Source organism: Sideroxyarcus emersonii, from assembly GCF_021654335.1.
GTDB lineage: Bacteria > Pseudomonadota > Gammaproteobacteria > Burkholderiales > Gallionellaceae > Sideroxyarcus > Sideroxyarcus emersonii.
In genome coordinates, this window is the sequence record NZ_AP023423.1 from 1,770,661 (window position 1) to 1,795,620 (window position 24,960).

Here is a 24,960-nt window from a genome sequence, read left to right on the forward strand (position 1 = left end):
GAACGTTGAATTACTGGAGGCTCCCTGATGCAGCAAACCTTGTCCGCGCTGGTCATCCACGACATCAAGAACTCGCTGGCGCTGCTGGAGGCCGACCTGGAGCAGCTCAATCACCGCGCCGATGCGCCGGGCGAGGCGCGCAAAGCCTACCAGCGCTGCATCGAGCTGAAGAATCGCCTGATCGGTTTCCTGACGCTCTATAAGCACGAGCATGCCGGATTGAAACCCAACACCAGCGAGGTCGAGCTGTTCGAATTCCTGGAAGACATGGTCGCCGGCAGCCAGTCGGCGACCATGGGCAGCAGGCATGGCCATGCCATCGAAGTGTGCGTCGACGAGATCAGGATCAGGATCGCGCCCGAGGTCAGGCGCAAGGGTGCCGCCGCGCTGGACGAATACCTGGTCGATCTGGCGCTCGAATCGGCATTGAACAATGCGGTCCGTTATGCCGCGAGCAAGGTGGATGTCTGGTTCGAGCAGGATGCGGACCGGCTGACCTTCTTCGTGCTCGACGACGGCCCCGGCCCCGACCATACCGGGCATGCCGCGCAAGCAACGCCGTCCGGGAAATCCGCTTCGACCGGCCTGGGTCTGTCGTTGTGCAAGGCGGTCGTCGAAGCGCATGGCGGCGGCAGCGTCGACCTGACCACTGCCCCCGGCGACGGCGCATTGTTCACGATGGCATTCAACATCGCCGGATAAACGCATCCGCTCGCCCTCCGGGAGAGGGAGAAAAGCAGAGCTACTCGGCATTTCCATCGCTAAAACAAAAGGCCATGCCTCGCGGCATGGCCCTGTTTTTTTTGGTGTCAGCCGTATCAGAGGCGGATGTACATCGAGATGCCCAGCCCCAGCGACAGCAGGCTCAGCGTGACGCCCGACACGGTGGGATGCGCCAGCACCCATTTGTCGACCTCGATGTAGTTTTCGTACAGCGGACGGGCCTGCTTGCGCAGGCTGTACCACTTGTCGGTGTAGCTCTCGACGGTGGACAGGGTGCGCGGGAAGAACAGCAGCATCAGGCCCACGACGATGCACAGGGCATTCCCGATCAGCAGGAACGAGGAGGTATAGCCCGCCAATACGCCTGCCGCTTCCTTGGAGAACGAGCCGCTATACATGGGCTGGAACACGTCGCCATCGACCTGGCGCAGCAGTGCGATGGAAACGATGGCGCCCAGCACGATGGCGACGCCCAGTATGCGGGGGTGTTTGAGCAGGGTGGGCTCGACGAAGTGCGGCTCGGTCAGCGGCTTGGTGAAACGGCGGGTGGAATAGCTCTTGTTCATGAAATTGAAGAAACGCAGCATTCTGGAACTGCGCACCGCCAGCCCTACGCCCACGATGAAGGAGAAGATGCTGGCAATGATGAAAAAGACGAATACGCCGGAAATGAAGACAGGATAAGAAACTTGGCTGATCAGGCTGGACATGACTGGTACCTGTTATTTATTTAGTAAGCTGTTGTAGAAAGCCGGATGGTTCGTTGCGCTTCGGATCATCCGCGTTAACGGAATTTTAACACTGCGGTCGTGCCAACCCAACCCGATAATGCATGCTCGCGCGAAAAACCCTGTCGATGCTCAGGGCTTGTGCGGAAGATACGCGGGTTTTCAAGCAGCTACGGCGTGCCGGATACCCGAGCCTTGCGCTGCGCCATCCTGCGCACCAGTGCCTTGCGCCCTTCTTCCAGCAGCCACATCCCCAATCCGAACGGGACCATGAACAGCCATACCTCGATGGCCAGCGGTGCGGTGCCGAACAGCGCATTGCCCAGCGGCGTGTAGTCGATGAGCAGCAGCATCCCCAGCTCGAAAGCGATGCCGTAAGCGATCAGGCGGTTGGGGGCTAGGTTGCGGCTGAACGCGGAATAGATCGGATGACGGCACATGAAGATGTTGACCACCTGCATCAGCACGATGGCCGAGAAGCAGGCTGCGGTGGCCTGCAGGTAGAGTTTGTCATGCATCCCCAGCACCTGGCCGGCATGCCAGCCGCCGCCATACAGCACGAAGAAGAACGCCGCCAGCGCCCCGGCGGATTCGAGCAGGCCGAGGAACAGGTAGACGCGCATCAGCAATCCCCAGTTGAGCAGGCGTTCGTTGCGCGGGCGCGGCGGTTTGCGCATGATGCCGTGGTCCGGTCGCTCGGCGCCAAGCGCGAGTGCCGGCAGGGTCTCGGTGCCGAGATCGAGCGCGAGGATCTGGATCACCGTCAGCGGCAGCGGAATCTTGAACAGCACGAATGCGATGTACGGCGCCAGCTCGGCAACATTGTGGGTGAGAATGTAGGTGAGGAACTTGCGCAGGTTGTCGAACACGGCGCGGCCTTCCTCGATGGCCGTGACGATGGTGGCGAAGTGGTCGTCGAGCAGGACGATGTCGGCCGCCTCCTTGGCGACATCGGTGCCGCTGATGCCCATGGCAATGCCGATGTCGGCGCATTTCAGCGCGGGGGCGTCGTTCACGCCGTCGCCGGTCACCGCGACGATCTCGCCCTTGCGCTGCAGCGCCTGCACGATGCGCATCTTCTGGTCGGCACTGGTGCGCGCAAAGATCAGGTCGGGTTCGTCCAGCAGCAACAATAAATCGGCATCGGACAGGATGCGCAGCTTGTCGCCGGTGATCGCCAGCGGGTTCTGCGCCAGCCCGATCTCGCGCGCGAGCGCGCCGGCGGTGTGCGGATGGTCGCCGGTGACCATGACCACGCGGATGCCGGCCAGCCGGCAGGCGGCGATGGCGTCGGCCACACCGGGGCGCGGCGGATCGACCAGTCCGACCAGCCCGGCGAACACCAGTTCGCTCTCGCGATGATTGGGTTGGGACGGCAGGTTGCGGTAAGCGAGGGCGATCACGCGCAGGCCACGCGCCGTCATCTGTTCGTGCGCGCCGAGCAAGCGGTCGCGCTCGTCGTCGCCCAGCGGCAGGCGCTGCCCATCGCCCAGCATCTCGCGGCACAGCGGCAGCACGGTCTCCGGTGCGCCCTTGCAATACAGCATGCGCCCTTGCGGCGTGTCGCAGATCACCGACATGCGCTTGCGCTCGGTATCGAACGGAATCTCGTCCACGCGCGGGTACACCGCGCCGCCCGGCGGCAGGCTTTCCAGCAGCGCCACTTCCATCGGGTCGCCTTGCCATATCTCCTGCCCGTCGCGTTCGACGCGACGCAATTCGTGGCAGTGGCGCATGATGTCGTATAACTGTTCAGCCCCGTCCAGCTCGGCAGGGTCGAGCAGTTCCCCGGAGTGGAACACCTGCCGGATGCTCATGCGGTTCTGCGTCAGCGTGCCGGTCTTGTCGCTGCAGATCACGCTGACCGACCCCAGCGATTCGACCGCCGACAGGTGGCGCACCAGCGCGTTCTTCTTCGCCATGCGCTGCGTGGCCATGGCCAGCGACAGGGTGACGGTGGGCAGCAGGCCTTCGGGCACATTGGCGACGATGATGCCGATGGCGAACACCAGGTTGTCCCACATCGACAGGCCGAGCATCCGCCCGATGAAGAAAAACACCACACCGAGCAGCATGGCGAACAACCCCACCAGCCGCGACAGCCGCGCGATTTCTTTTTGCAGCGGCGACAGCGGTTCGCGCGCGACCTGCGTGAGGCGCGCGATGTCGCCAAACTCGGTGTGCATGCCGGTGGCATACACCATGGCCTTGGCCTTGCCCGACACCAGCGAGGTGCCGGCGTTCAGGATGTCGCGCCGCAGCGCCGCCAGATCGTCGCCGGCGGTGCCGGTATCGCGCGACTTGGGTAGCGATTCGCCGGTCAGGTTGGCGGTGTTGACGCGCACGCTGAAGGCTTCGATCAGGCGGCAATCGGCCGGAACATCGTCGCCGGCAACCAGCACCACCACATCGCCCGGCACCAGTTCCGCCACCGGCACCTGCATGGCGCGGCCGTCGCGCAGCGCGGTGGTGTAACGCGGCAGCAGGTTGCTCAGCGCCGCCAGCGCCTTCTCCGCGCGGTATTCCTGCCAGTACGAGAACACGCCGTTGATGATGATGACGCCGACCACCGCGTAGCCCATCATCGCCATGCCCTGGCCGGGATCGCGCCATTCGGCGAAAAATGCCAGCCCCGCCGCCAGCCACAGGATCAGCGCAAAGAAATGGGTGAACTCCTTGAACAGCCGGGCGACTGCGGATTGCCCGCGGATCTTTTCGAGCCGGTTGGCGCCGTAGCGCACCAGCCGATCTGCCGCCTCGGCTTGCGCCAGCCCTTGCGCGCCGCTGTGCAGGCGCGCATAGAGTTTTTCGATGTCCTCCTGGTATGGGTTCACGATGCTCCACGCGGGCACGGCATGCGGATCAATCGGGTTTCTTTTTCGCTCGAGTCGGGACGGCCGGTGGCCGTGCGAACGACTTCCTGATCCTGATCAGTTCGTCCAGCCGCGCTGCGACCTTGCGATTGACGCTTCCTTCCGGGTAGACACCTTTGGCATCGGCTTCGCCGGCCGGCAATCCGGTCAGCAGCGAGATTGCCTGGTCGACATTCTCCACGGCATAGATATGGAACTTGCCGGCCGCGGCAGCGGCCACCACATCGTGGCGCAGCATCAGGTGCTTGATGTTGGCAGCGGGGATCAATACGCCCTGCTCGCCCGTCAATCCGCGCGCCGCGCAGATATCGAAGAAGCCTTCGATCTTTTCGTTCACCGCGCCGATGGCCTGCGCATGCCCGAGCTGGTTGACCGAGCCGGTGATCGCCAGCGATTGCCTGATCGGCACGTTGGCGAGGTTGGAGAGCAGCACGCACAGCTCGGCCAGCGAGGCGCTGTCGCCATCGATCATGCCGTAGGACTGCTCGAACACCAGGCTGGCGGAGAACACCATGGGCTGGTTCTTCGCATAGCGCGAGGCGAGGAAGGAGGAAAGGATCAGCACGCCCTTGGAATGGATGGCACCGGAAAGCTTCACCTCGCGTTCGATGTTGATCATCTCGCCATCGCCCAGCCGGGTGTTCGCGGTGATCCGGGTCGGCTGGGCAAAGGAGAAATCGCCCAAGGAGATGACAGAGAGGGCATTGATCTGCCCCGCCACCGCCCCGTGCGTGTCGATCACCAGCGTATCGCGCAGGATCGCCTCGTACAGGCGGTCGCGCAACCTGTCCTGCCTGCGTATCTGCGCATCGATGGCACACTGCACATTGGCAGCCTCCACCACCTTGCAGCCCGCTTCGCGCGAATAATAGTCCGCCTCGCGCAACAGATCGGCGATGCTGCGCATGTGCGTAGATAGCCGCTCCGCATCGCCCACCAGCCGCGCGCTGTGCTCGATCACCCGCGCCACGGCGCTGCGGTCGAACGGCAGCAGGTCTTCCTTGCGTGCCAGCGTGGCGATCAGCCGCGCATAGAGCTGATGGGTGTCGGCATCGCGCTCGATGCGTTCCTCGAAATCCGCCGCCACCTTGAACAGTTCGCCGAACTCCGCGTCGTATTCCTGCAGCAGGTAATAGAACAGTCGATCGCCGAACAGGATCACCTTGGTATCCAGCGGGATGGGCTGCGGTTCCAGCGACACGGTACTGACCAGGCTATACATCTGCCCCAGCGATTCGATGCGGATCTCGCGCGTGTGCAGCGCCCGTTTCAGCCCTTCCCAGGCGAACGGCTGGCTCAGCACCTTGCGGATGTCCAGCAGCAGGTAACCACCGTTGGCGCGATGCAGCGCGCCGGGCTTGATCAGGGTGAAATCCGTGACCAGCGCGCCAAACTGGGAAATATGCTCTACCCTGCCGACCAGGTTGCTGTAGGTCGGGTTGTCCTCGCTGACGATGGGCGCTCCCGGCTGCTTGCTGCTGTCGACCAGCACATTGACCTTGTACTGATGGAAGTTCTGGTGGGAAACCATGGTCATGCCGCCTATCGTCGCGGATTCCTCCTGCTTGCGAAAATCGTCCGCGTTGTCGACCATCACTTGCCTGACCTGGTCGAGATAATTCAGCACCTCCGGCAACTCGGCATAGGATTCCTTGATCTCGTTCACCAGATGGTCGACCGCAGACAGCGTGGTTTCGCGGTCGAGCTGCTTGACGCGTTCATGCCGTTCTTTCCGCCATTGCGGCATCTGGCGCATGATCTTTTCCAGCCGGGTCTGCAACTCGATGATCGCCGCCTCCACCCGTGCCTGCTCTTCTTCCGGCAGCTTCTCGTATTCTTCCCGCGGGATCACCTCATGCTCGCGCATCGGGGCAAAGGCAAAACCTTCCGGGGTGCGCATCAAGGCGATCTGCTGCTTCTCGGCCGCCTCGCCCAACTCGTTGAACGCCTGTTCCTGTCGCTTGTTGAATTCTTCCTGGATCGCGCCGACCTTGGAACGGTACTCGTCCCCTTCGAAAAGTGCGGGGATCGCGACGCGGAGATATTCGACCAGCTGCTCCATGCGCGAGCGCAACTCTTCGCCCCGACCGCAAGGCAGCCTGAGCATCAGCGGTTGATGGCGCAGTGCAAAATTGTTGATATAGCACCAGTCGTCCGGCTTGCGCTCCTTGCCCGCCTTCTGCTCGAGGAACTGCCGCACCATGCTGCTCTTGCCGATACCCGAGGGGCCGAGTACGAACAGGTTGTAACCATCGTGGCGGATGCCGGTGCCGAAGCGGACCGCATCCATGGCACGCATCTGCCCGATGATCTCGGTCAGGTCATCCAGGTCGGCCGTAGTCTGGAACGTGAACTGGCTGTGATCGCAGGACCGGTAAAGTTGTTGCGGCTGCAGCAGGAAAGGGACGTTCGTTTTTTTACGCATGACTGTTTCCCCGTTCAGTTGATTCCAGACACACCGAGGTCATTCTACTGCCATCCGGGAACCTGCCATCGCTTTCCGACAGCTCGCTTGCCGGCATGCCACGCATCTCGGCTTTGCCTGGTTCGGTTACCGGACATGCCCTCTCAGTCCCGCCGCCAGACAGGGTTCGGCAACCTTCCGTCGCCCGGATAACCAACCCATTATGTCGACATAAAATAGAAATGCTTGCACTTTTTCCTGTTTTTGGTGCTAGCATTGCCACGGATTGTCGACAATCGGAGCTGTGCAATGCTGATCAAAGTTCCAGAACAGGGCACCCTTGCTGACGTTGCGGCGCATCGCCTGGCGCAGAGCATCGTCACCGGCGAACTGGCGCAAGGCCAGAAACTGAACGAAGCGGAGCTGGCCGAACGCTTCGGCATGGGGCGCGGCCCCCTGCGCGAAGCACTGCGCCACCTCGAAGGCATGCGTCTGGTCAAGCGCATCCCCAACGCCGGCGCGCGCGTGGTGGTACTGGATCGCAAGACCCTGTCGGACTTGTATGGCGTGCGCGAAGCGCTCGAAGGCATGGCCTGTCGCCTCGCCGCCACGCAGATGACCGACGACGAGATCGCCCAGCTGGGCGCGCTGCTCGACCGGCACGAGGCGCAGATCGAAAAACAGGGCGGCAAGGTGTATGCGCAGAGCGAGGGCGATCTCGATTTCCATTACCAGATCGCGCGCGGCAGCCGCAACGAGATGCTGATGGATCTGCTCGGCAGCGAACAATACCAGTTGCTGCGCATGTGTCGTTACCGCACCAGCCGCAACGCGCAACGCACCCGCCCAGCCCTGCAACAGCACCGCCAGATCGTGGATGCGCTGGCGCACCGCGACGGCGAGCTGGCCGAACTGCTGATGCGCCGCCACATCCAGGGCGCCTGGCGCAGCATCAGCGAGATGATCGACAAGGAAGAGGAGGCAGCGTGACCTCGCTCATCCGTCATTCCGGCGGTGTCAACTTTGCACTCGGCTTGCCAAGTGGCAAATTGCCTGCTTTTAGCGCAGGCCGGAATCCAGCGAATTACGACAATTGCGCAAAGCGGACAAAACCCAGCTGCATGTTGAACGACTGCACTGGATTCCGGCCTGCGCCGGAACGACGGAATTTGAATTTAGTGGAGGATCAAGAATGAAGCAGATACCCAATTCCCCCGGCAACAAACTGCGCCAGGCCGTCGCAGACAACAACCCCTTGCAGGTCGTCGGCGCGGTCACCGCCTATTGCGCCATCCTGGCGCAGAAGAGCGGGCACAAGGCGCTGTACCTGTCCGGCGGCGGCGTGGCGGCTTCCTCGCTGGGCATCCCCGATCTCGGCATCACCACGCTGCACGACGTGTGCGAGGATACCCGCCGCATCACCGCGGCGAGCGACCTGCCGCTGCTGGTGGACATCGACACCGGCTGGGGCGGTGCATTCAACATCGCCCGCGCCACGCGCGAGATCGCCCAGGCCGGCGCAGCGGGATTCCATATCGAGGACCAGGTGATGCAGAAGCGCTGCGGCCACCGTCCCAACAAGGCCATCGTCAGCCAGGGCGAGATGGTCGACCGCATCAAGGCAGCGGTGGATGCGCGCACCGACGCCAGCTTCGTCATCATGGCGCGCACCGATGCGCTGGCGGTGGAAGGCATGCAATCGGCAATCGAGCGCGCGCAGGCCTGTGTCGAGGCCGGTGCGGACATGATCTTTCCCGAGGCAATGACCACACTGGAGCAATATGCCGAATTCACCCGGGCGGTAAAGGTACCGGTACTGGCGAACATCACCGAGTTCGGCGCCACCCCGCTCTTCACCACGGCCGAACTGGCCGGCGTGGGGATCAAGCTGGCGCTGTATCCGCTCTCCGCTTACCGCGCGATGAGCAAGGCTGCACTGAACGTGTACCAGCACATCCTGGCCGACGGCACGCAGCAGAAGGTGGTGGACACGATGCAGACGCGCATGGAGCTTTACGAATATCTGGGATATCACTCTTACGAGCAGCAACTGGATCGGCTGTTTGCGGAGAAGGGAGCGGAATAACTATTTACTCCCTTCTCCCGCAGGCGGGAGAAGGGGTGGGGATGAGGGGCGGCGGGTACAAGCCAATTTGGATTAACCTCAACGCCCCTCACCCCTGCCCCTCTCCCGCTTGCGGGAGAGGGGATAGATGAAAGAAATTTGATTTACAGAAGGGAGAACACCATGGCAGAAGAAAGCACACTACCGAAGCCCAAGAAATCCGTCGCCCTCTCCGGCACTGTCGCGGGCAATACCGCGGTCTGCACCGTCGGACGCACCGGCAACGACCTGCACTATCGCGGTTACGACATCCTCGACTTCGCCGAGACAGCGGAGTTCGAGGAGATCGCGCATCTGCTGATCCACGGCACCCTGCCGAATGCCGCCCAGCTGAAGGCCTACAAGGCCAGGCTGAGGACACTGCGCGGGCTGCCGCAGCCGGTGAGGCAGGCACTGGAGGCAATCCCTGCCAATGCCCACCCGATGGATGTGATGCGCAGCGGCTGTTCGATATTGGGCACCTGCGAACAGGAGCCGGAAGCGCACGACCCGGCCAAGACCCGCGAACTGCTCGATCGCCTGCTGGCAAGTTTCGGTTCGATGCTGGTGTACTGGTATCACTTCAGCACCAGCGGCAAACGCATCGATGTGGAGACGGATGACGATTCCATCGGCGGGCATTTCCTGCACCTGTTGCACGGCAAGCCGGCCCCGGACTCCTGGGTGCGCGCCATGCACACCTCGCTGATCCTGTATGCCGAGCATGAGTTCAATGCCTCCACCTTCACCGCGCGCGTGATCGCCGGCACCAATTCCGACCTGTATTCCTGCATCACCGGCGCCATCGGCGCCTTGCGCGGGCCCAAGCATGGCGGCGCCAACGAGGAAGCGTTCCGCATCCAGAGTCGCTACAGGAACGCCGACGAGGCGGAAGCGGACATCCGCGAACGCGTGGCGCGCAAGGAGATCGTGATCGGCTTCGGCCATCCGGTCTATACCATCGCCGACCCGCGCAACGAGGTGATCAAGCGCGTGGCGAGACAGCTGGCGCAGGAGCAAGGCGAGATGCGCCTGTTCGATATCGCCGCACGGCTGGAGACGGTGATGTGGGACCTGAAGAAGATGTTCCCCAACCTGGACTGGTTCTCTGCCGTGTCGTACCACATGATGGGCGTGCCGACCAACATGTTCACGCCCTTGTTCGTGATCTCGCGCGTCACCGGCTGGGGTGCGCACGTGATGGAACAGCGCGCCGACGGCAAGATCATCCGCCCCAGCGCGAACTATGTCGGGCCGGAGAACCTGGCCTGGGTCCCTATTCAGAATCGTTAATCCAAGGAAAAAGAAATGAGTGCCAATGTAGACATGAACAACCGCCCCGCTCCCGACCAGGTGCTGGTAGACATCGCGCAGTACGTCTGTCGCATGGAGATCCGCTCGGAGGAAGCGTACGACACCGCGCGCAACTGCCTGATCGACACGCTGGGCTGCGGCCTGCTGGCGCTGCGCTTCCCCGAGTGCACCAAGCACCTCGGCCCGCTGGTACCCGGCACCACGGTGCGCCACGGGGCGCGCGTGCCCGGCACCTCGCACGAACTCGACCCGGTCAAAGCCGCCTGGGACATCGGCGCGATGATCCGCTGGCTGGACTACAACGATACCTGGCTGGCAGCGGAATGGGGGCACCCGTCCGACAACCTGGGCGGCATCCTCGCCGTGGCCGACTATCTCAGCCGCTGCCGCGTGGCGGAAGGCAAGCCGCCGCTGAACATGCGCTACGTGCTGATCGCGATGATCAAGGCGCACGAAATCCAGGGAGTGCTGGCACTGGAGAACAGCTTCAACCGCGTCGGCCTCGACCACGTCATCCTGGTGAAGGTGGCGTCGGCCGCCGTAGTGACGCGCCTGCTCGGCGGCACCGAAGAACAGGTGATCGATGCGCTGTCGCAGGCTTTCGTCGACGGCCAGTCGCTGCGCACCTACCGCCACGCGCCGAACGCCGGTTCGCGCAAATCCTGGGCGGCAGGCGATGCCACTTCTCGCGCAGTACGCCTGGCGATGATGACGATGAAGGGCGAGATGGGCATCCCCGGCGTGCTGACCGCGCCGCAGTGGGGTTTCTACGACGTGCTGTTCAGCAAGACCAACAAGGACCAGAAACTGAAACCGGAAGAACAGCGCCGCTTCTCGCTGCCGCAACCTTACGGCAGCTATGTGATGGAAAACGTGCTGTTCAAGATATCCTTCCCTGCCGAGTTCCATTCGCAGACCGCATGCGAAGCCGCGGTGCGCCTGCACCCGCAGGTGAAAGACCGGCTGCAGGACATCAGCAGGATCGTCATCACCACCCACGAATCGGCCATCCGCATCATCTCCAAGGTCGGCCCGCTGGCCAATCCGGCCGACCGCGACCACTGCCTCCAGTACATGGTGGCGGTGCCGCTGGCATTCGGCGACCTGGTGGCGGAACACTACGAGGACAGTTTCCATGCCGCCAATCCGATCATCGACGAACTGCGCGACAAAATGGAAGTCGTGGAAGATCCGCGCTATAGCCGCGAATACCTGGAAGCGGACAAGCGTTCCATCGCCAACGCCATCCAGATATTCTTCAAGGACGGCAGCAGCACCGAGAAGATCGCGGTGGAATATCCGATCGGCCATCGCCGCCGCCGTGCCGAGGGCATCCCGGTGCTGGAACAGAAATTCCTGAACAACCTGCGCACACGCTTCCCCGAACAGCGCTGCCAGCAGATCATGGCGCTGTGCCTGGACAAGAAGAAACTGGAAGCAACACCGGTCAACGAGTTCATGGAGATGTTTTGTATCAACTAGGCAATATTGATGCCGTCATTCCGGCGCAGGCCGGAATGTGGAAAACAGGGAGGGATCGAAATGAGCTACCAGACAGAGTATGACCGTTCGATGCAGGATCCGGAGGGCTTCTGGCGCAAGCAGGCCGAAGCGCTGGAATGGTTCAGGTTCCCGCAGCAGATCCTGAAGCGCGATGCCGACGGTATCGGCCACTGGTTCGCCGACGGCGAGATGAACACCGCCCACATGGCGTTGGACCATCATGTGCAGCAGGGACGCGGCGGCCAGCTCGCGCTCATCTACGACTCCCCCGTCTCCGGCACCAAATCGCGCTATACCTATGCCGAGCTGACCGATGCGGTGGCGCGCACTGCCGGCATGCTGGGCAATCTTGGCGTGACGAAAGGCGACCGCGTCATCATCTACATGCCGATGATCCCGGAAGCCGTCATCGCCATGCTTGCCGTGGCACGGCTGGGCGCAATCCACTCGGTGGTGTTCGGCGGCTTCGCCCCCCCGGAGTTGGCCCTGCGCATCGACGATGCCAAACCCAAGGTCATCCTCACCGCTTCCTGCGGCATCGAGGTCAAGCGCGTCATCGAATACAAGCCGCTGATCGACCGCGCCTTCGAACTGGCCAGGCATAAACCCGAATGCTGCGTGATTTACCAGCGCCCGCAGGCCGCCGCTCCGCTGACCGCCGGACGCGACCATGACTGGGTCTCGTTGCTGGCACAGGCCGAACCGGTGGGGTGCACGCCGGTCAAGGGCAGCGATCCGCTGTACATCCTGTATACCTCCGGTACCACCGGCAAGCCCAAGGGCGTGGTGCGCGAGAACGGCGGCCATGCCGTCGCGCTGAAGTACAGCATGAAAGCGATCTACAACGTGGATGCGGGCGATGTGTTCTGGGCCTCGTCGGACGTAGGCTGGGTGGTCGGCCACTCGTACATCGTGTACGGGCCGCTGCTGCACGGCTGCACCACGGTGGTGTACGAAGGCAAGCCGATCATGACGCCGGATGCCGGCGCGCTGTGGCGGGTGTGCGCCGAATACGGCGTGAAAGCGCTGTTCACCGCGCCGACCGCGTTTCGCGCGGTGAAAAAGGAGGATCCGCAAGCCCTGCTGATGAGGCAGTACGACCTCGGCAAGCTGCAGACCATCTTCTCCGCCGGCGAACGGCTGGACCCGCCGACCGAGGCGTGGCTGACGCAGATCAGCGGCAAACCGGTGGTGGACCACTGGTGGCAGACCGAGACCGGCTGGGCGATCACCGCCAACCTGCGCGGCGTGGAGCCGATGCCGATCAAGTCGGGCTCTTCCACCATGCCGGTGCCCGGCTTCAATGTGCATATTCTGGACGACAGCGGGCAACCGGTTGCGCGCGGCACGCAGGGCTACATCGCGCTCAAGCTGCCGCTGCCGCCTGCCTGCCTGAACCGCGTGTGGGGCGACGACAACAAGTTCCGCGACGGCTATCTGGGCATGTTCCACGGCTACTATGCCACCGGCGACGGCGGCTATATCGACGAGGACGGCTACGTGTTCGTGATGGGACGCGTGGACGATGTGATCAACGTGGCCGGGCACCGCCTGTCCACCGGCGAAATCGAGGAAGTGATCGCCACCCATCCGGCGGTGGCCGAATGCGCGGTGATCGCGCGCGACGATGAGCTCAAGGGGCAGGTGCCGATGGGGCTGGTGGTGCTCAAGTCCGGCGTGAGCGTGGAAGAAGCGGAACTGCAGCAGCAACTGGTGACCCGGGTGCGCGAAGCCATCGGCGCGATCACCTGCTACAAGGACACGGTGATCCTTGCCCGGCTACCCAAGACGCGTTCCGGCAAGACGCTGCGCAAGACCCTGAACAGGATCGTCAACGGCCAGGAGTACGTCGTGCCGTCGACCATCGACGACCCCGGCGTGATCCCCGAGATCATCGAGACGTTGCGCAGCAAGCAGTTCGTCAAGTAGCCTCAGGCGAGTGTGTCGCCCGGCCGCGCCTCGGCGTACCACGCATTCAGTTCGGCGGCGGTGCGGCCCTTGCCCCAGGCGGCGACATCCGCATCGCCGATGGGCGCATAGGGACCATGCTTCACTTCGAAGATGACCGCACCGACATCGCGCGACAGCACGGCATGCCAGCCGCCGGCCGGGATCTCCACGACGCTGGTGTCCACGCCCAGCTCGGCACGTTCCGCGACCCTGCCCGCCTCGTCGAACACCAGCACGGTGAAGCGGCCGCGCAGGGCGGTCAGCACCTCCCAGGTATGCGGGTGGCGGTGCGGCAGGATCAAGGTATCCGGCTCCATGGCGATGGCGAGACGCTGGATGGGGTCGGTCAGCTCAGCATGCAGGTTGGAATTGGCGCGCAGGCGCGGCGATTGCTGTGCTTGCCCGGCAAGTGCAGCCAGGTCGGCTGATGTCAGTTTCTTCAAGTTCGTTCTCCTTTGCAGCCGAAATTCTCTCATGCTTTTGCCGGCCAGCCACAACGGATAGAATCTCGCCTTATGTCTTTCCTCCTGGACCGTCTTCGTCTTGCCTGCATCGTCATCGCGCTCTGCGCCCATGCGCCCTCCGCCCTTGCGGAAGAAGTGCAGACCGACAAGACCCATACCGAAAACAAAAACTCCGAGGATGTAAGCAAGACCGAGCTGGTGTACGAACTCGACCCCACCTACACCAATCTCGACTTCAATGTGCCGCTCACCAGCAAGGCCATCCCCACCATCACTTCCGACAACGAGGCGGAGATATACGGCGAACTCATCCAGGGCTCGCTCATCCCCCGCTACATGGTGCTGGAGGCCAGCGTATATCCGATCGCTTCGATGGGTACCTTCATCAAATCGCACTCGCCGAGCCTCTACCAGCAGGGCGAGATCGGCCACAGCGGCATCAACGTGTTCGAATCCGCGACTGCCGACTTCCAGGAACCCTGGGCGGTATCGGCATTCTTCGGCAACGTGGCGAAACTGAACCGCCCGAAAGAACAGCGCGAGGGGAACAACTACGGCTACACCGGCTACCTGTTCAGCGCCGGCGACAAGCACATCAAGAACAACCTGCTGATCCCGGACGACTGGTACGAGTTCGAATGGAAGATCAAGGGCAAGATCGACTACCCGGACGAGAAGCTTTCGTGGAGCTTCCGCGTCGGCGCACGTTTCAACAGCAACAAGGGCGTCAACGACGTGACTTATGTCAGTCTGCACCGCAGCAACCTGGACCTGCGCTACTCGTTCCTGGAATGGCTGGAAAACGCCAACTACGACCTGCGCATGTACTTCCTGCAGCAAGGCGGACAGATGGTGCGGACTGAGCTGATTGCCGGCAAGAAGGTGCCGATGCCGGAATGGGGCTATGCGCCGACGCTGGATATCGGTTTCGTCTGGAGCAGCCCGAACGAGTATGCGGGGCCGCTCAGGGACATCCGCGGCAACACCACGACCCTGATCTTCCGTCCCTCCATCGAATTCTGACCCGGCGTTGAAAACCATCCACAGACCGGACCGTTCGGGGATAAACTGCGCCTGCAGAAACCCGCCCCTTGCGATAACGATTCGAATATCTGTTCGACAACCGGGTTCCCGGCAAGGAGCATGTCGGCTATCGGGGCAATACTGCAATCAACAGGCAATCCATATGCAAGGGAATGGAACATGAGAGTCCGGGTTATCTTTCGTACCGTGCAACCATACATCTCGGCCCTGGCTGTCATCCTCACCGCAGGTGCGCTCGTCTTTGCCATCTACTTTACCCAGCTGGGCATGCAATGGATCACCTTCCTGGGCGGGGTTCTGGTGGCGGCAATCCTTGCCGAGGCAACCCGCGTCTCGCGCCTGGAGTGGATCGCCACGAGACGCTCGGCCCAATTATCCGCCGCCAGGGACAAGCTCGAACGCGAAACAAAACTCCGCAAGCTGGCTGAAGAGACACTCGCCGCCTGCAAGCCGCGGCTGCAATTGATCGATGAAGTCTTGCCGACCATGATCGCGCTGTTCGATGCGTCCGGGCAGTGCCGCTATCACAATCGCGCCTTACTGGAGTGGCTGCACCTGCGCGCAGACCAGGTCCGCGACCAGCACATCCGCAAGATACTCGGCTCCGGCGTCTACCAGGAAACGGCCACCTCGGTCCGCCAGTCCCTGGACGGGCATCGCGTGCGTTACGAGCGGACCCAGAAGATGCCGGATGGCGCGGTATACAAGCTGGCCGTCGAGCACATCCCGCAGTTCGGCGAGGACGGCAAGGTCACCGGCTTCTATATGCTGATGAACGACATCACCTCTCCCGGCGATCTGCACAAGGCCGCTATCGCAGCCGGCCCGGCAAGCAGCGTTTCTGTGGAGCCGGTCCGCATCCCCGAAGCAACGGCAAGCCAGGACAGGTTCATCGAGTCTTTTTCCGAACAGATCTCCGGGCACAAGGATGCGCTCAATATCAGGGCCGCCATCGAGAAAGGCGATTTCAGCCTGTACTGCCAGCTCATCAGCCCCCTGACGCCGGAATCCGGCGAGGCCGAACATTATGAAATCCTGGTACGCCTGATCGAAGAAGAGGAAGGCATGATGCCGCCGGGAGCCTTCTTCCCGCTGGCCGAGAAATACGGCCTCATGCCGCACCTGGACCGCTGGGTCGTGCAGCACGTGACGGCATGGGCCGCCCACCATAACCCGCCGGAGGAGAAGCGCAAGCGCTCGCTGTACTTCGTCAATCTCTCTGCGGCGACGATCGCCGATCCCAGCTTTCCCGAATTCCTGCAACTGACCTTGCTGGAATATGGCGTGCCCGGCGCCATCCTGTGCTTCGAGGTCCCGAATGCCGAACTGGTCGCCAAACCAGCGGTCGTCGCCGAATTTGCGCAGCGCGTCAGGCAATGCGGCAGCCTGGTTGCGATCAGCGGTTTTGGCCACGACCGCATCTCATTCGATTTGATCCGGGGTTTCCAGGTCGAGTACCTGAAGATCGACGGCAACATCATCTTCAATATCCACCGCGACCCGGTGGAACTGGCCAAGATAACCGCCATCAACCGCGTGGCGAAACTGATCGGCGTGAAGACGATCGCCGAACTGGTGGAAAGCGAGGAGACCATCGCCACGCTGCGCGAAGTCGGCATCGACTTTGCGCAGGGGTTCGGCATTTCGCGGCCGCAACCGCTGGCCGAATAGGTTCCGCCTGCCGACGCAGGCAGCCCGGCGTCATCGCAGCATAAAATCCCTTTACCAATCCCCCTGCAAACCATCCCGGCTGCCTCGACGGCGGAATTAATCACGTGACATTTATTTCATCCTGTCCGCGCCGGACAGGGAATATAGTTTCGGCACCGCCGCGCATCTTTCCGGAAACCGGACCGGTGCCTGCACAACCCATGCGTCCGAAGGAATCGTGATGAGTACACTACTGGAACAGCTGAAGTCGATGACTGCGATCGTTGCCGATACCGGCGACATCGAGGCCATTCGCCGCCATCGCCCGGAAGATGCGACAACCAATCCGTCGCTCCTGCTCAAGGCCGTCACCTTGCCGGAATACGCGCCACTGATCGACGAATCGATCGCCTGGGCCAAAACGCAGAGCAGGGATCGCGAACGTCAGGTACACGACGCCATCGACAAGCTGGCTGTGGATGTCGGGCTTGAAATACTCAAGATCGTGCCGGGGCGCATTTCCACCGAAGTCGATGCGCGCCTTTCTTTCGACACCCCTGCCACGCTCGCCAAGGCACGCAAGCTGATCCGCCTGTACAACGAGGCCGGGATCGGCAACGAGCGGGTGTTGATCAAGATCGCTTCCACCTGGGAAGGCATCCGCGCCGGAGAAATCCTGGAGCATGAAGGCATACACTGCAACCTGACCCTGATGTTCGGCTTCGCACAGGCCCGCGCTTGCGCCGAGGCTGGTGTGACACTGATCTCCCCATTCGTCGGCCGCATCATGGATTGGCACAAAAACAAATCCGGCCTGGGCGACATCCCGCCCGAACAGGATCCGGGCGTACTGTCGGTGCGGCGCATTTACCAGTATTACAAGGAACATGGCTACCGCACCACGGTCATGGGCGCATCATTCCGCAATGCAGGCGAGATCATCGCACTGGCCGGCTGCGACAGGCTGACCATCGGCCCGAACTTTCTCGAAGAGTTGCAGGCCGGCACGGGCCTGCTGGAACGGCGCCTGCATTACGATGACGCAATCAAGGCGCGGCCAGCCTCGATGACCGAGGCGGAATTCCGCTGGGCGATGAATGAGGATGCCATGGCCACCGAAAAGCTGGCCGAAGGCATACGCGGCTTTACCGCGGACCAGATCAGGCTGGAAGCGCTGCTGGCGCAGCACCTTTAGTCAGTCTTTGCACTCGCATCGCAATCTTGCATGGCGTGGGCTGCACTCCTGGAACAGACTGCTATTTCCCGCCACCGGCTTTTTCGCGATGCCCGCCGAACTCGAAACGCAATGCGGAAAGCAGCTTGTCGCCATAATCGGCTTCGCCGCGCGAGGAGAAACGATTGAACAGGGCGGCAGTCAGCACCGGGGCCGGCGTACCGGATTCGATCGCCGCGATGCTCGTCCAGCGTCCCTCGCCGGAATCGGAAACCCGTCCGCCGAAACCCTCCAGCGTCGCATCCGTGCGCAGGGCTTGCGCGGTCAGATCCAGCAGCCATGAACCGACCACGCTGCCGCGCCGCCACAATTCCGCCACGCCCGCCACGTCGATATCGTAACGAAACGTTTCCGGCTCCCGCAATGGCGTGGTTTCGGCATCCGGCTGACGTTCGACGCTGCCGACATTGGCATGGCGCAGCAAATTGAAGCCTTCGGCATAAGCCGCCATCAATCCATACTCAATGCCGTTGTGCACCATCTTGACGAAATGACCGGCGCCCGCCGGACCGCAATGCAGATAACCCATCTCGGCGCTCCCCGGTTCTCCCGTGGCGCCGCCGGTACGCACAGCCGCATCGACACCGGGAGCAAGCGCAGCAAATACGGGCCGCAAGCGTTCAACAGCCTGCCGGTCGCCCCCGATCATCAGGCAATAACCCCGTTCCAGTCCCCAGATGCCGCCACTCACGCCGACGTCGACATAGTGCACCGAACGTGCGGCAAGTTGCCTGGCACGGGCAATGTCGTCCTTGTAGTATGAGTTGCCGCCGTCGATGAGGATGTCGCCTTTCGCCAGCAGCGGCGCCAGCTCCGCAATGCTGGCCTCCACCGCTGCCGCCGGAAGCATCAGCCATACGGCGCGCGGCATGTGCAATTTCTCCATGAAGTCCTGCAGGCTGGCGGAGGCCGTCGCGCCTTCCTTTTGCAGCCGCTGAACGGCGTCCCGGTCCCTGTCGAACACCACGCACTGGTGCCCGGCGCGCTGCAGCCGACGCACCATGTTTGCCCCCATGCGCCCCAATCCTATCAAGCCGATTTGCATTTCATGCACTCCTTTCAATTTGCGCATCCGTCAGTGCCGCCAGTTCCACATGCCATTCCGCCATCTTCACCATCGCCGCAGGCAGCTGATCGCCGCGGGCGATACGCCATAATGCCTCGCTCTTTCCTGCGCCCGTGACTGCGAACAGTTTATTCCGGGCCGCATTCAGCGTGTTGATCCCCAATGAGACGCGCTCCGCCGGCAGTTTCGGTGCACCATACACCGGCACGGCAACATCGGTCAGCTGCATTGCCGGATTGCCGGGGAACAGGCTTGCAGTATGGCCATCTTCGCCCATGCCCAGCAGGACAAGATCGAATGGCATCGCATGCGCCAGTCTGGCGGCATAGTCAGCGGCCGCCAGCCGTGCGCCAAGCTCCGCATGGATTGCATGGATATTCCGGAAAGGGAGGTCGATGCGGTCCAGCAGCGCCTGCTGCACCATGCTGTCATTGCGCTGCGCATCGCCCAACGGCAGGCAGCGCTCATCGCTGAAATAGACATGTACATTGTTCCAATCGACAGGCATGTCCGGCAATCTCCGATAATAGCCGCGCGGAGTCTGCCCTCCGGCCAGTACCACCCGGAACACGCCGCGCATCGCGATCGCATCGGCGGCCAGCACGGCGATCCGCTGGGCGACCGCATCGGCCAGTTCGTCGGCATTCCGGTGCACGATCATCGCCTTGACGTCGGATACACCCCGGAAGGAATCGGCGAAGGAGTTCATCATTTCAATAGGCTTGCAAGTCGGCGCCATCGGGATTCAGCGAATGCCGCCAGAACTGGTCATCGCGGTCGAACAGCCGGTACGTGCCGCGCGGACCCCAGCTTCCGGCCGGATAGGTATTGATGAAATCGCGCTCCATTGCCCAGACCTTGAGCACGGGGTCGACCACGCGCCAGGCCGCTTCCACTTCATCCATGCGCAGGAAAAGCGAGTGATCGCCCTGCATCACATCCAGCAACAGGCTGGCATACGCATCGAAATCGTCGTCGTTATCCTTATGGTAGGTGGCATCGAGACTGAGGGTACGCGTGAGCAAATCCAGCCCCGGCACTTTGACCTGCAGTTCCACCTTGAGGCAATCGTTCGGCTGGATGCCAAGCATGATCCAGTTGGGCTGCGAGTGCCCCTGATGGTTGTTGCGGTGCAGCAGATCCTGCGGCGGGTTCTTGAAACGGATGCAGATCGCCGAGCTGTTTTCTGCCAGGCGTTTGCCGGTACGCAGATAGAACGGCACACCGGCCCAGCGCCAATTGTCGATGAACAGTTTCAATGCGGCGTAGGTCTCCGTCACGCTTTCCGGCGCCACGCCTTTTTCCTCCAGATAGCCCGGCACCGATTTGCCTTCGACGATGCCGTCGCTGTATTGGCCGCGAAAAGCATGGGCATGCACGGAATTTTGCGTGATCGGCCGGATCGATTTCAGAACCTTCACCTTCTCATCGCGCAAGTGCTCGGCCGACAGGCTTACCGGCGGCTCCATCGCCACCAGCGTCAACAGCTGCAGCAGGTGGCTCTGGATCATGTCGCGCAAGGCTCCGGCCCCTTCGTAATAATCCGCCCGATTCTCGATGCCATGGATCTCGGAATGGGTGATCTGCACATGATCTATGTAATGATGATTCCACAGCGGTTCGAGCAGCAAATTGGCAAAGCGGAATACCATCACGTTCTGCACCGTGCCCTTGCCGAGATAATGGTCGATGCGATATATCTGCGGTTCATCCAGATGTTTGTACAAACTGCTCTGCAGGGTCTGGGCGCTCAGCAGGTCATAGCCGAACGGTTTTTCGATCACCACCCGCCTCCAGCCGCCGTTCTGCCTGAGCAATCCCGCATTGCCAAGCTTGTCGACGATGGCGGGATAGTCTGCCGGACGCACCGCCATGTAATAGACCATGTTGGGCGGGAAACCGCCTCCTTGCAGCAATTCAGCCAATCTCCCATATGCGGCATCGTCGCCGGGAGGAATCGCCAGATAATGCCAACGACGGCAGAATCGCTGCAATGCGGCTTCATCTATGTCCTTCTGGTAGATCCCGTGCAGTATTCCGGCCACGAAACCGATCCAGGCATCGTGATCATGTACAGCAATATCGCAACCAAGGATCACCAGCTGCTCCGGCAGGCGCATGGCCATCTCCAGGCGGAATAGCGCCGGTATCAGCTTGCGCTGGCTCAGGTTGCCGCCAACACCGAAAATCGTCAAGGTACAGGCATCCAGTATTTTCATGTCATGATCCCTTGTGCCAGTTCTATCGGGGGACGATCGGCGAAACATGCCAGATGTGCTGGGCATACTCGCGGATGGTGCGGTCGCTGGAGAATTTCCCCATCCCGGCCACATTGAGGATCGCACGCTTGGTCCATTCGGCAGGATCCCGGTACAACTGTGCCACCCTGTCCTGGCAGTCAACGTAAGATTCATAATCGGCCAACAGCAAGAAGCGGTCGCCATGTTTGAGCAGGGCATCGACGACTGCCTGATAGCGCGTCGGTTCATCGGCACAAAAATATCCACCGGCAATCATGTCCAGCACGCGCCTCAATTCGGCATGGTTGCGATAGCAGGCCGCAGGATCGTAACCGGCGCGGTGCAGCGCTTCCGCGTCCTCGATAGTCAGGCCGAACAGGAAGAAATTCTCGGCGCCGACCTCTTCCCGGATTTCGATGTTCGCACCGTCCAGCGTCCCGATGGTCAGTGCACCGTTCAGGGCAAGCTTCATGTTGCCGGTACCCGATGCCTCGGTGCCCGCCGTTGAAATCTGCTCGGAAAGATCGGCTGCCGGGACAATGATCTCGGCATGCGAGACATCGTAATTGGGAATGAACACCAGCTTCAGCTTGTTGCCGATCAGATAATCGTTGTTGATGGTTTCGGCGACATCGTTGATCAGGCGGATGATGAGCTTGGCCATCGCATAGCCGGGCGCCGCCTTGCCTGCGATGATGACCGTTCGCGGCACCATGTCCGCATCCGCTTCGGCACGAATACGGTTATACAAGGTGACGACATGCAGCACATTGAGCAGCTGCCGCTTGTATTCGTGGATGCGCTTGATCTGTATGTCGAACATGGAATCGGGATCGATTTCGATTCCCTGCTGCTTGCGTATGATTCCGGCAAGGCGCTCCTTGTTGGCCCGTTTGACGGCATGGAATTGCTGCCGGAACCCGCTGTCGCCAACCAGCTCCCGCAGCTTGTGCAATTGATCGAGGTCGATGAGCCATGCCTTGCCGATGCGCGCAGAAATCAGTTTCGACAAGCCTGGATTCGCCTGATGCAACCAGCGGCGCGGTGTAATTCCGTTCGTCATGTTGACGATCTTGTTGGGCGTGATGCGGTGGAAGTCGGCAAAGATGGTGCGCTTCATCAATTCGGTATGCAGCGCTGCCACCCCGTTCACGGCATGGCTGCCGACGATGGCCAGGTGGGACATGCGCACACGCCGCTCGCCTGTTTCGTCGATGATCGACAAGCGCCGCAACAGCTCGCCATCCCCCGGGAACAGGTGCATCACGGTGTGCAGGAATCGATGATTGATCTCATATATGATTTGCAAATGGCGCGGCAACAGGTTCTCGAATGTGGGCACCGGCCATGTTTCCAGCGCCTCCGGCATCAGCGTGTGGTTGGTATAGGAGAAAATGCGCGTGGTCAGTCCCCACGCCTCGTCCCACGGCAGGTGATGGATATCCACCAGCAGCCTCATCATTTCGGCCACCGCAATGGAGGGGTGCGTGTCGTTCAGCTGTATTGCAACTTTGTCCGGCAGTTGCTGCCAATCTTCATGATGCTTGCGGAAGCGGTGCAGGATGTCCTGCAGCGAAGCGCTGACGCAGAAGAACTGCTGTTTCAGGCGCAGCTCTCGCCCCATTTCGGTCGAGTCGTCCGGATACAGCACTTTGGACAGATTCTCCGATTCGTTCTTGTCCGCGACGGCCTGGATGTAGTTGCCCTGGTTGAAATACTTGAGTTCGAAATCGCGCGAGGATTTTGCCGCCCATAGCCGCATGTTATTGACCGTCTTGCCGCCATAGCCGGGCACCGGCGTATCGTAGGCCATCGCCATCACATCGACGGTGTCTACCCAGTGATGATGGGAGGCGCCGTCGTCCTCCTTGTATTCCACCACGCGCCCATGAAACTTCACCGGATACAACAATTCGGGACGCGGGAATTCCCACGGATTTCCGTAGCGCAGCCAGTTGTCCGGGTGTTCCACCTGGGCGCCGTTCTCGATGCTCTGGCGAAACATCCCGTACTCATAACGGATACCGTAGCCGTAACAGGGCAAATCGAGCGTCGCCATGGAATCGAGGAAACATGCCGCCAGCCTGCCCAGGCCGCCATTTCCCAAAGCCGCGTCGGCCTCAGTCTCGGCGATCGCCTCAAACTGCTGTCCCAGATCGTTGAGCGCAGCTTTGCACTGCTCGTCGATCTCCAGGTTAAGCATGGCATTGCTCAGCGTTCGCCCCACCAGAAACTCCATGGACAGATAATAGATACGCTTGGCATCCTGCTCATAGTAGCTTTGCATGGTCTCGGTCCAGCGATCGACCAATCGGTCGCGTACTGCGTGGGCCATCGCCTGGAACCAGTCCCGCGTGGTCGCAGTGAGCGGATATTTGCTGTTGGAATAAATCAAATGATTGAAAAGCGAGGCTTGTATCTGCTCCTTGCCCATGCCCGCAACCTGTCGCTGAAGAATCATCTCCTTGTTCATCAGAGCCTCCTGTCCTGAGCGGACGCACTGCAAACTGCCTTATCTTTCTTATTCTCCCTGTGGCGCTTTGGGTGTTACCGGAATCTGCGTGACTGATTGAACGTTCATTGTTCATGCCAGAGCGGCATGGTGCCTGCACTTCCCGATGCTGAGCGATGACGGGCTGCGGGATCACATTGCGCATCGACAATCAATCCGGACCCGTTTGCGATTCATGCGAAAAAATTATAGCCAGTGCGAAGCGCTGCATAATTAATAATAGTTTAAGGACTCGTACCCATCTGATGCTGCCCCGCGCCCGGGTCGCAAGCGTGTTTCAAATGGATTATGTGAACTGCGGACGAGAATGGTACGCATGCAATCGATGATCCATGCCCGCCCCTCTCTTCAGGCATGCAGTACAAGAAAGCGCCCTGTCGCGACCACGAATGCAAGGGATTGCGCTCGCACCCATGCATGATCACCCATCGAGGATGTCATGCCGGCGAACCGATGAAGAAGCTGGATTTGCGAATGATGAATTGAAACACTGCCGGCCCAGCATCGCGGAATAGGCCGTTGGCAGGCTGATCGTTAACCAATCGGCAACAGGGAGCAGATCGATTCCCTGCCCGCAGCAGCAGTGCTGCCGTTTTCATATCTGCGATCTGACCCGCAAAAAAAAGGCTTGCCAAGGGGATAGGCAAGCCAGAGTAGGCACTTCAGGGAGTCTCTGCTTTGACGCATTAGTTTATAACTATACGCTTATATACATCGCTGTCAACAACCTCTTGCAGGCAATCCCACTCCGGGGCCGGATTGCCTGCCAAACCCGCACTGCTCAGGAGCTACGCTTCATCGACAACACCGAATTCGACAGGCATCTTGATGTAGAACAGTGAAAGCTTCTCGGCGCGCAAGAGTGCCAAAAATCGTTCGGCGTCTTCTTCGCTGACAGCGAACACCACCTCTACGGGCATATCCCCCCTCAATCCCGACAGCCGATCTTCCGTCAGTTCCCCGTCGCGGCCAAAACCGGCAATGGCCCTGAATGCCGAGCCGCCGTGAATGCCCATTTTCCTGGCCTGGTCGAGCAGCCATTCATAGGCCAGCCAGTGGTGATGCTTACGGTTCTCGTGAAAATAGAACTTCAGGTAAATGCCTTTCATTATTTCTCCTTTGCGTGGTGCTACCGAAATTTTCCCGGGAAT

The 24,960-nt window shown here is 61.2% G+C and carries 18 protein-coding genes; 9 read left to right on the forward strand and 9 right to left on the reverse strand.

What is annotated here, in order from left to right:
- Positions 1 to 27 precede the first annotated feature (27 nt).
- The gene (locus L6418_RS08605; RefSeq protein ID WP_237246516.1) at positions 28 to 702 is read left to right on the forward strand and encodes a sensor histidine kinase KdpD; all 675 of its coding nucleotides are present in this window, start codon (positions 28 to 30) and stop codon (positions 700 to 702) included.
- A 116-nt stretch (positions 703 to 818) separates the two neighbouring features.
- Here L6418_RS08605 and L6418_RS08610 read toward each other — a convergent pair whose 3' ends face one another.
- From L6418_RS08610 to L6418_RS08620, 3 genes are all read right to left on the reverse strand, one after another.
- A complete protein-coding gene (locus tag L6418_RS08610) occupies positions 819 to 1,433 on the reverse strand; it encodes a hypothetical protein (RefSeq protein WP_237246517.1) in 615 nt (204 codons plus the stop codon).
- A 188-nt stretch (positions 1,434 to 1,621) separates the two neighbouring features.
- Positions 1,622 to 4,285, reverse strand: a complete 2,664-nt coding sequence (locus L6418_RS08615; RefSeq protein WP_237246518.1) for a cation-transporting P-type ATPase — start codon at positions 4,283 to 4,285, stop codon at positions 1,622 to 1,624.
- Between the two features lie 28 nt (positions 4,286 to 4,313).
- Positions 4,314 to 6,749 (reverse strand): Lon protease family protein, encoded by a 2,436-nt coding sequence (locus tag L6418_RS08620; protein WP_237246519.1) that lies wholly within the window; start codon positions 6,747 to 6,749, stop codon positions 4,314 to 4,316.
- A gap of 288 nt (positions 6,750 to 7,037) precedes the next feature.
- On the opposite strand from L6418_RS08620, the gene L6418_RS08625 reads away from it, so the two are divergent.
- The 5 genes from L6418_RS08625 to L6418_RS08645 all read left to right on the forward strand — a co-directional run bounded on the left by L6418_RS08625 (position 7,038) and on the right by L6418_RS08645 (position 13,578).
- Positions 7,038 to 7,718: a GntR family transcriptional regulator gene (locus L6418_RS08625; protein ID WP_237246520.1), complete on the forward strand. Its 681-nt coding sequence runs from the start codon at positions 7,038 to 7,040 to the stop codon at positions 7,716 to 7,718.
- A gap of 202 nt (positions 7,719 to 7,920) precedes the next feature.
- Entirely contained in the window at positions 7,921 to 8,814 is an 894-nt protein-coding gene (prpB, locus tag L6418_RS08630; protein ID WP_237246521.1) for a methylisocitrate lyase, read from the forward strand.
- 162 nt (positions 8,815 to 8,976) lie between these two features.
- Positions 8,977 to 10,125 carry a 2-methylcitrate synthase gene (gene prpC, locus L6418_RS08635; RefSeq protein WP_237246522.1) on the forward strand — a complete coding sequence of 383 codons (1,149 nt, stop codon included), beginning with the start codon at positions 8,977 to 8,979 and terminating at the stop codon, positions 10,123 to 10,125.
- Between the two features lie 15 nt (positions 10,126 to 10,140).
- Entirely contained in the window at positions 10,141 to 11,628 is a 1,488-nt protein-coding gene (locus L6418_RS08640; RefSeq protein WP_237246523.1) for a bifunctional 2-methylcitrate dehydratase/aconitate hydratase, read from the forward strand.
- Positions 11,629 to 11,688: 60 nt separating this feature from the next.
- Entirely contained in the window at positions 11,689 to 13,578 is a 1,890-nt protein-coding gene (locus tag L6418_RS08645; RefSeq protein ID WP_237246524.1) for a propionyl-CoA synthetase, read from the forward strand.
- A 2-nt stretch (positions 13,579 to 13,580) separates the two neighbouring features.
- Here the strand turns inward: L6418_RS08645 and L6418_RS08650 are convergent, their stop codons facing one another.
- Complete coding sequence (locus L6418_RS08650) at positions 13,581 to 14,042, reverse strand: WbuC family cupin fold metalloprotein (protein ID WP_237246525.1); 462 nt, start codon at positions 14,040 to 14,042, stop codon at positions 13,581 to 13,583.
- A gap of 72 nt (positions 14,043 to 14,114) precedes the next feature.
- On the opposite strand from L6418_RS08650, the gene L6418_RS08655 reads away from it, so the two are divergent.
- The 3 genes from L6418_RS08655 (at position 14,115) to tal (ending at position 17,952) form a co-directional block, all read left to right on the forward strand.
- Entirely contained in the window at positions 14,115 to 15,086 is a 972-nt protein-coding gene (locus L6418_RS08655) for a hypothetical protein (RefSeq protein ID WP_237246526.1), read from the forward strand.
- A gap of 180 nt (positions 15,087 to 15,266) precedes the next feature.
- Positions 15,267 to 16,778 (forward strand): EAL domain-containing protein, encoded by a 1,512-nt coding sequence (locus L6418_RS08660; RefSeq protein ID WP_237246527.1) that lies wholly within the window; start codon positions 15,267 to 15,269, stop codon positions 16,776 to 16,778.
- Between the two features lie 220 nt (positions 16,779 to 16,998).
- Positions 16,999 to 17,952 (forward strand): transaldolase, encoded by a 954-nt coding sequence (tal, locus tag L6418_RS08665; protein WP_237246528.1) that lies wholly within the window; start codon positions 16,999 to 17,001, stop codon positions 17,950 to 17,952.
- Between the two features lie 61 nt (positions 17,953 to 18,013).
- Here the strand turns inward: tal and gnd are convergent, their stop codons facing one another.
- From gnd to L6418_RS08690, 5 genes are all read right to left on the reverse strand, one after another.
- The gene (gene gnd, locus L6418_RS08670; protein ID WP_237246529.1) at positions 18,014 to 19,036 is read right to left on the reverse strand and encodes a phosphogluconate dehydrogenase (NAD(+)-dependent, decarboxylating); all 1,023 of its coding nucleotides are present in this window, start codon (positions 19,034 to 19,036) and stop codon (positions 18,014 to 18,016) included.
- Between the two features lies 1 nt (position 19,037).
- A complete protein-coding gene (gene pgl / locus L6418_RS08675; RefSeq protein WP_237246530.1) occupies positions 19,038 to 19,769 on the reverse strand; it encodes a 6-phosphogluconolactonase in 732 nt (243 codons plus the stop codon).
- A gap of 1 nt (position 19,770) precedes the next feature.
- Entirely contained in the window at positions 19,771 to 21,276 is a 1,506-nt protein-coding gene (gene zwf / locus L6418_RS08680; RefSeq protein WP_237246531.1) for a glucose-6-phosphate dehydrogenase, read from the reverse strand.
- Positions 21,277 to 21,298: 22 nt separating this feature from the next.
- Positions 21,299 to 23,770: a glycogen/starch/alpha-glucan phosphorylase gene (locus L6418_RS08685; RefSeq protein ID WP_408641560.1), complete on the reverse strand. Its 2,472-nt coding sequence runs from the start codon at positions 23,768 to 23,770 to the stop codon at positions 21,299 to 21,301.
- 827 nt (positions 23,771 to 24,597) lie between these two features.
- Positions 24,598 to 24,918 carry a DUF190 domain-containing protein gene (locus L6418_RS08690; protein ID WP_237246532.1) on the reverse strand — a complete coding sequence of 107 codons (321 nt, stop codon included), beginning with the start codon at positions 24,916 to 24,918 and terminating at the stop codon, positions 24,598 to 24,600.
- Positions 24,919 to 24,960: the final 42 nt, after the last annotated feature.

What these genes read in the sequence shown, in the direction of transcription:
- L6418_RS08645 (WP_237246524.1), top strand. Translation starts at nt 11,689, where the DNA reads ATGAGCTACCAGACAGAGTATGACCGTTCGATGCAGGATCCGGAGGGC.
- L6418_RS08605 (WP_237246516.1), top strand. Translation starts at nt 28, where the DNA reads ATGCAGCAAACCTTGTCCGCGCTGGTCATCCACGACATCAAGAACTCG.
- L6418_RS08690 (WP_237246532.1), bottom strand. Translation starts at nt 24,918, where the DNA reads ATGAAAGGCATTTACCTGAAGTTCTATTTTCACGAGAACCGTAAGCAT.
- L6418_RS08685 (WP_408641560.1), bottom strand. Translation starts at nt 23,770, where the DNA reads ATGAACAAGGAGATGATTCTTCAGCGACAGGTTGCGGGCATGGGCAAG.
- L6418_RS08660 (WP_237246527.1), top strand. Translation starts at nt 15,267, where the DNA reads ATGAGAGTCCGGGTTATCTTTCGTACCGTGCAACCATACATCTCGGCC.
- prpB (WP_237246521.1), top strand. Translation starts at nt 7,921, where the DNA reads ATGAAGCAGATACCCAATTCCCCCGGCAACAAACTGCGCCAGGCCGTC.
- L6418_RS08640 (WP_237246523.1), top strand. Translation starts at nt 10,141, where the DNA reads ATGAGTGCCAATGTAGACATGAACAACCGCCCCGCTCCCGACCAGGTG.
- L6418_RS08610 (WP_237246517.1), bottom strand. Translation starts at nt 1,433, where the DNA reads ATGTCCAGCCTGATCAGCCAAGTTTCTTATCCTGTCTTCATTTCCGGC.
- L6418_RS08625 (WP_237246520.1), top strand. Translation starts at nt 7,038, where the DNA reads ATGCTGATCAAAGTTCCAGAACAGGGCACCCTTGCTGACGTTGCGGCG.
- pgl (WP_237246530.1), bottom strand. Translation starts at nt 19,769, where the DNA reads ATGATGAACTCCTTCGCCGATTCCTTCCGGGGTGTATCCGACGTCAAG.
- prpC (WP_237246522.1), top strand. Translation starts at nt 8,977, where the DNA reads ATGGCAGAAGAAAGCACACTACCGAAGCCCAAGAAATCCGTCGCCCTC.
- tal (WP_237246528.1), top strand. Translation starts at nt 16,999, where the DNA reads ATGAGTACACTACTGGAACAGCTGAAGTCGATGACTGCGATCGTTGCC.
- zwf (WP_237246531.1), bottom strand. Translation starts at nt 21,276, where the DNA reads ATGAAAATACTGGATGCCTGTACCTTGACGATTTTCGGTGTTGGCGGC.
- L6418_RS08655 (WP_237246526.1), top strand. Translation starts at nt 14,115, where the DNA reads ATGTCTTTCCTCCTGGACCGTCTTCGTCTTGCCTGCATCGTCATCGCG.
- L6418_RS08620 (WP_237246519.1), bottom strand. Translation starts at nt 6,749, where the DNA reads ATGCGTAAAAAAACGAACGTCCCTTTCCTGCTGCAGCCGCAACAACTT.
- gnd (WP_237246529.1), bottom strand. Translation starts at nt 19,036, where the DNA reads ATGCAAATCGGCTTGATAGGATTGGGGCGCATGGGGGCAAACATGGTG.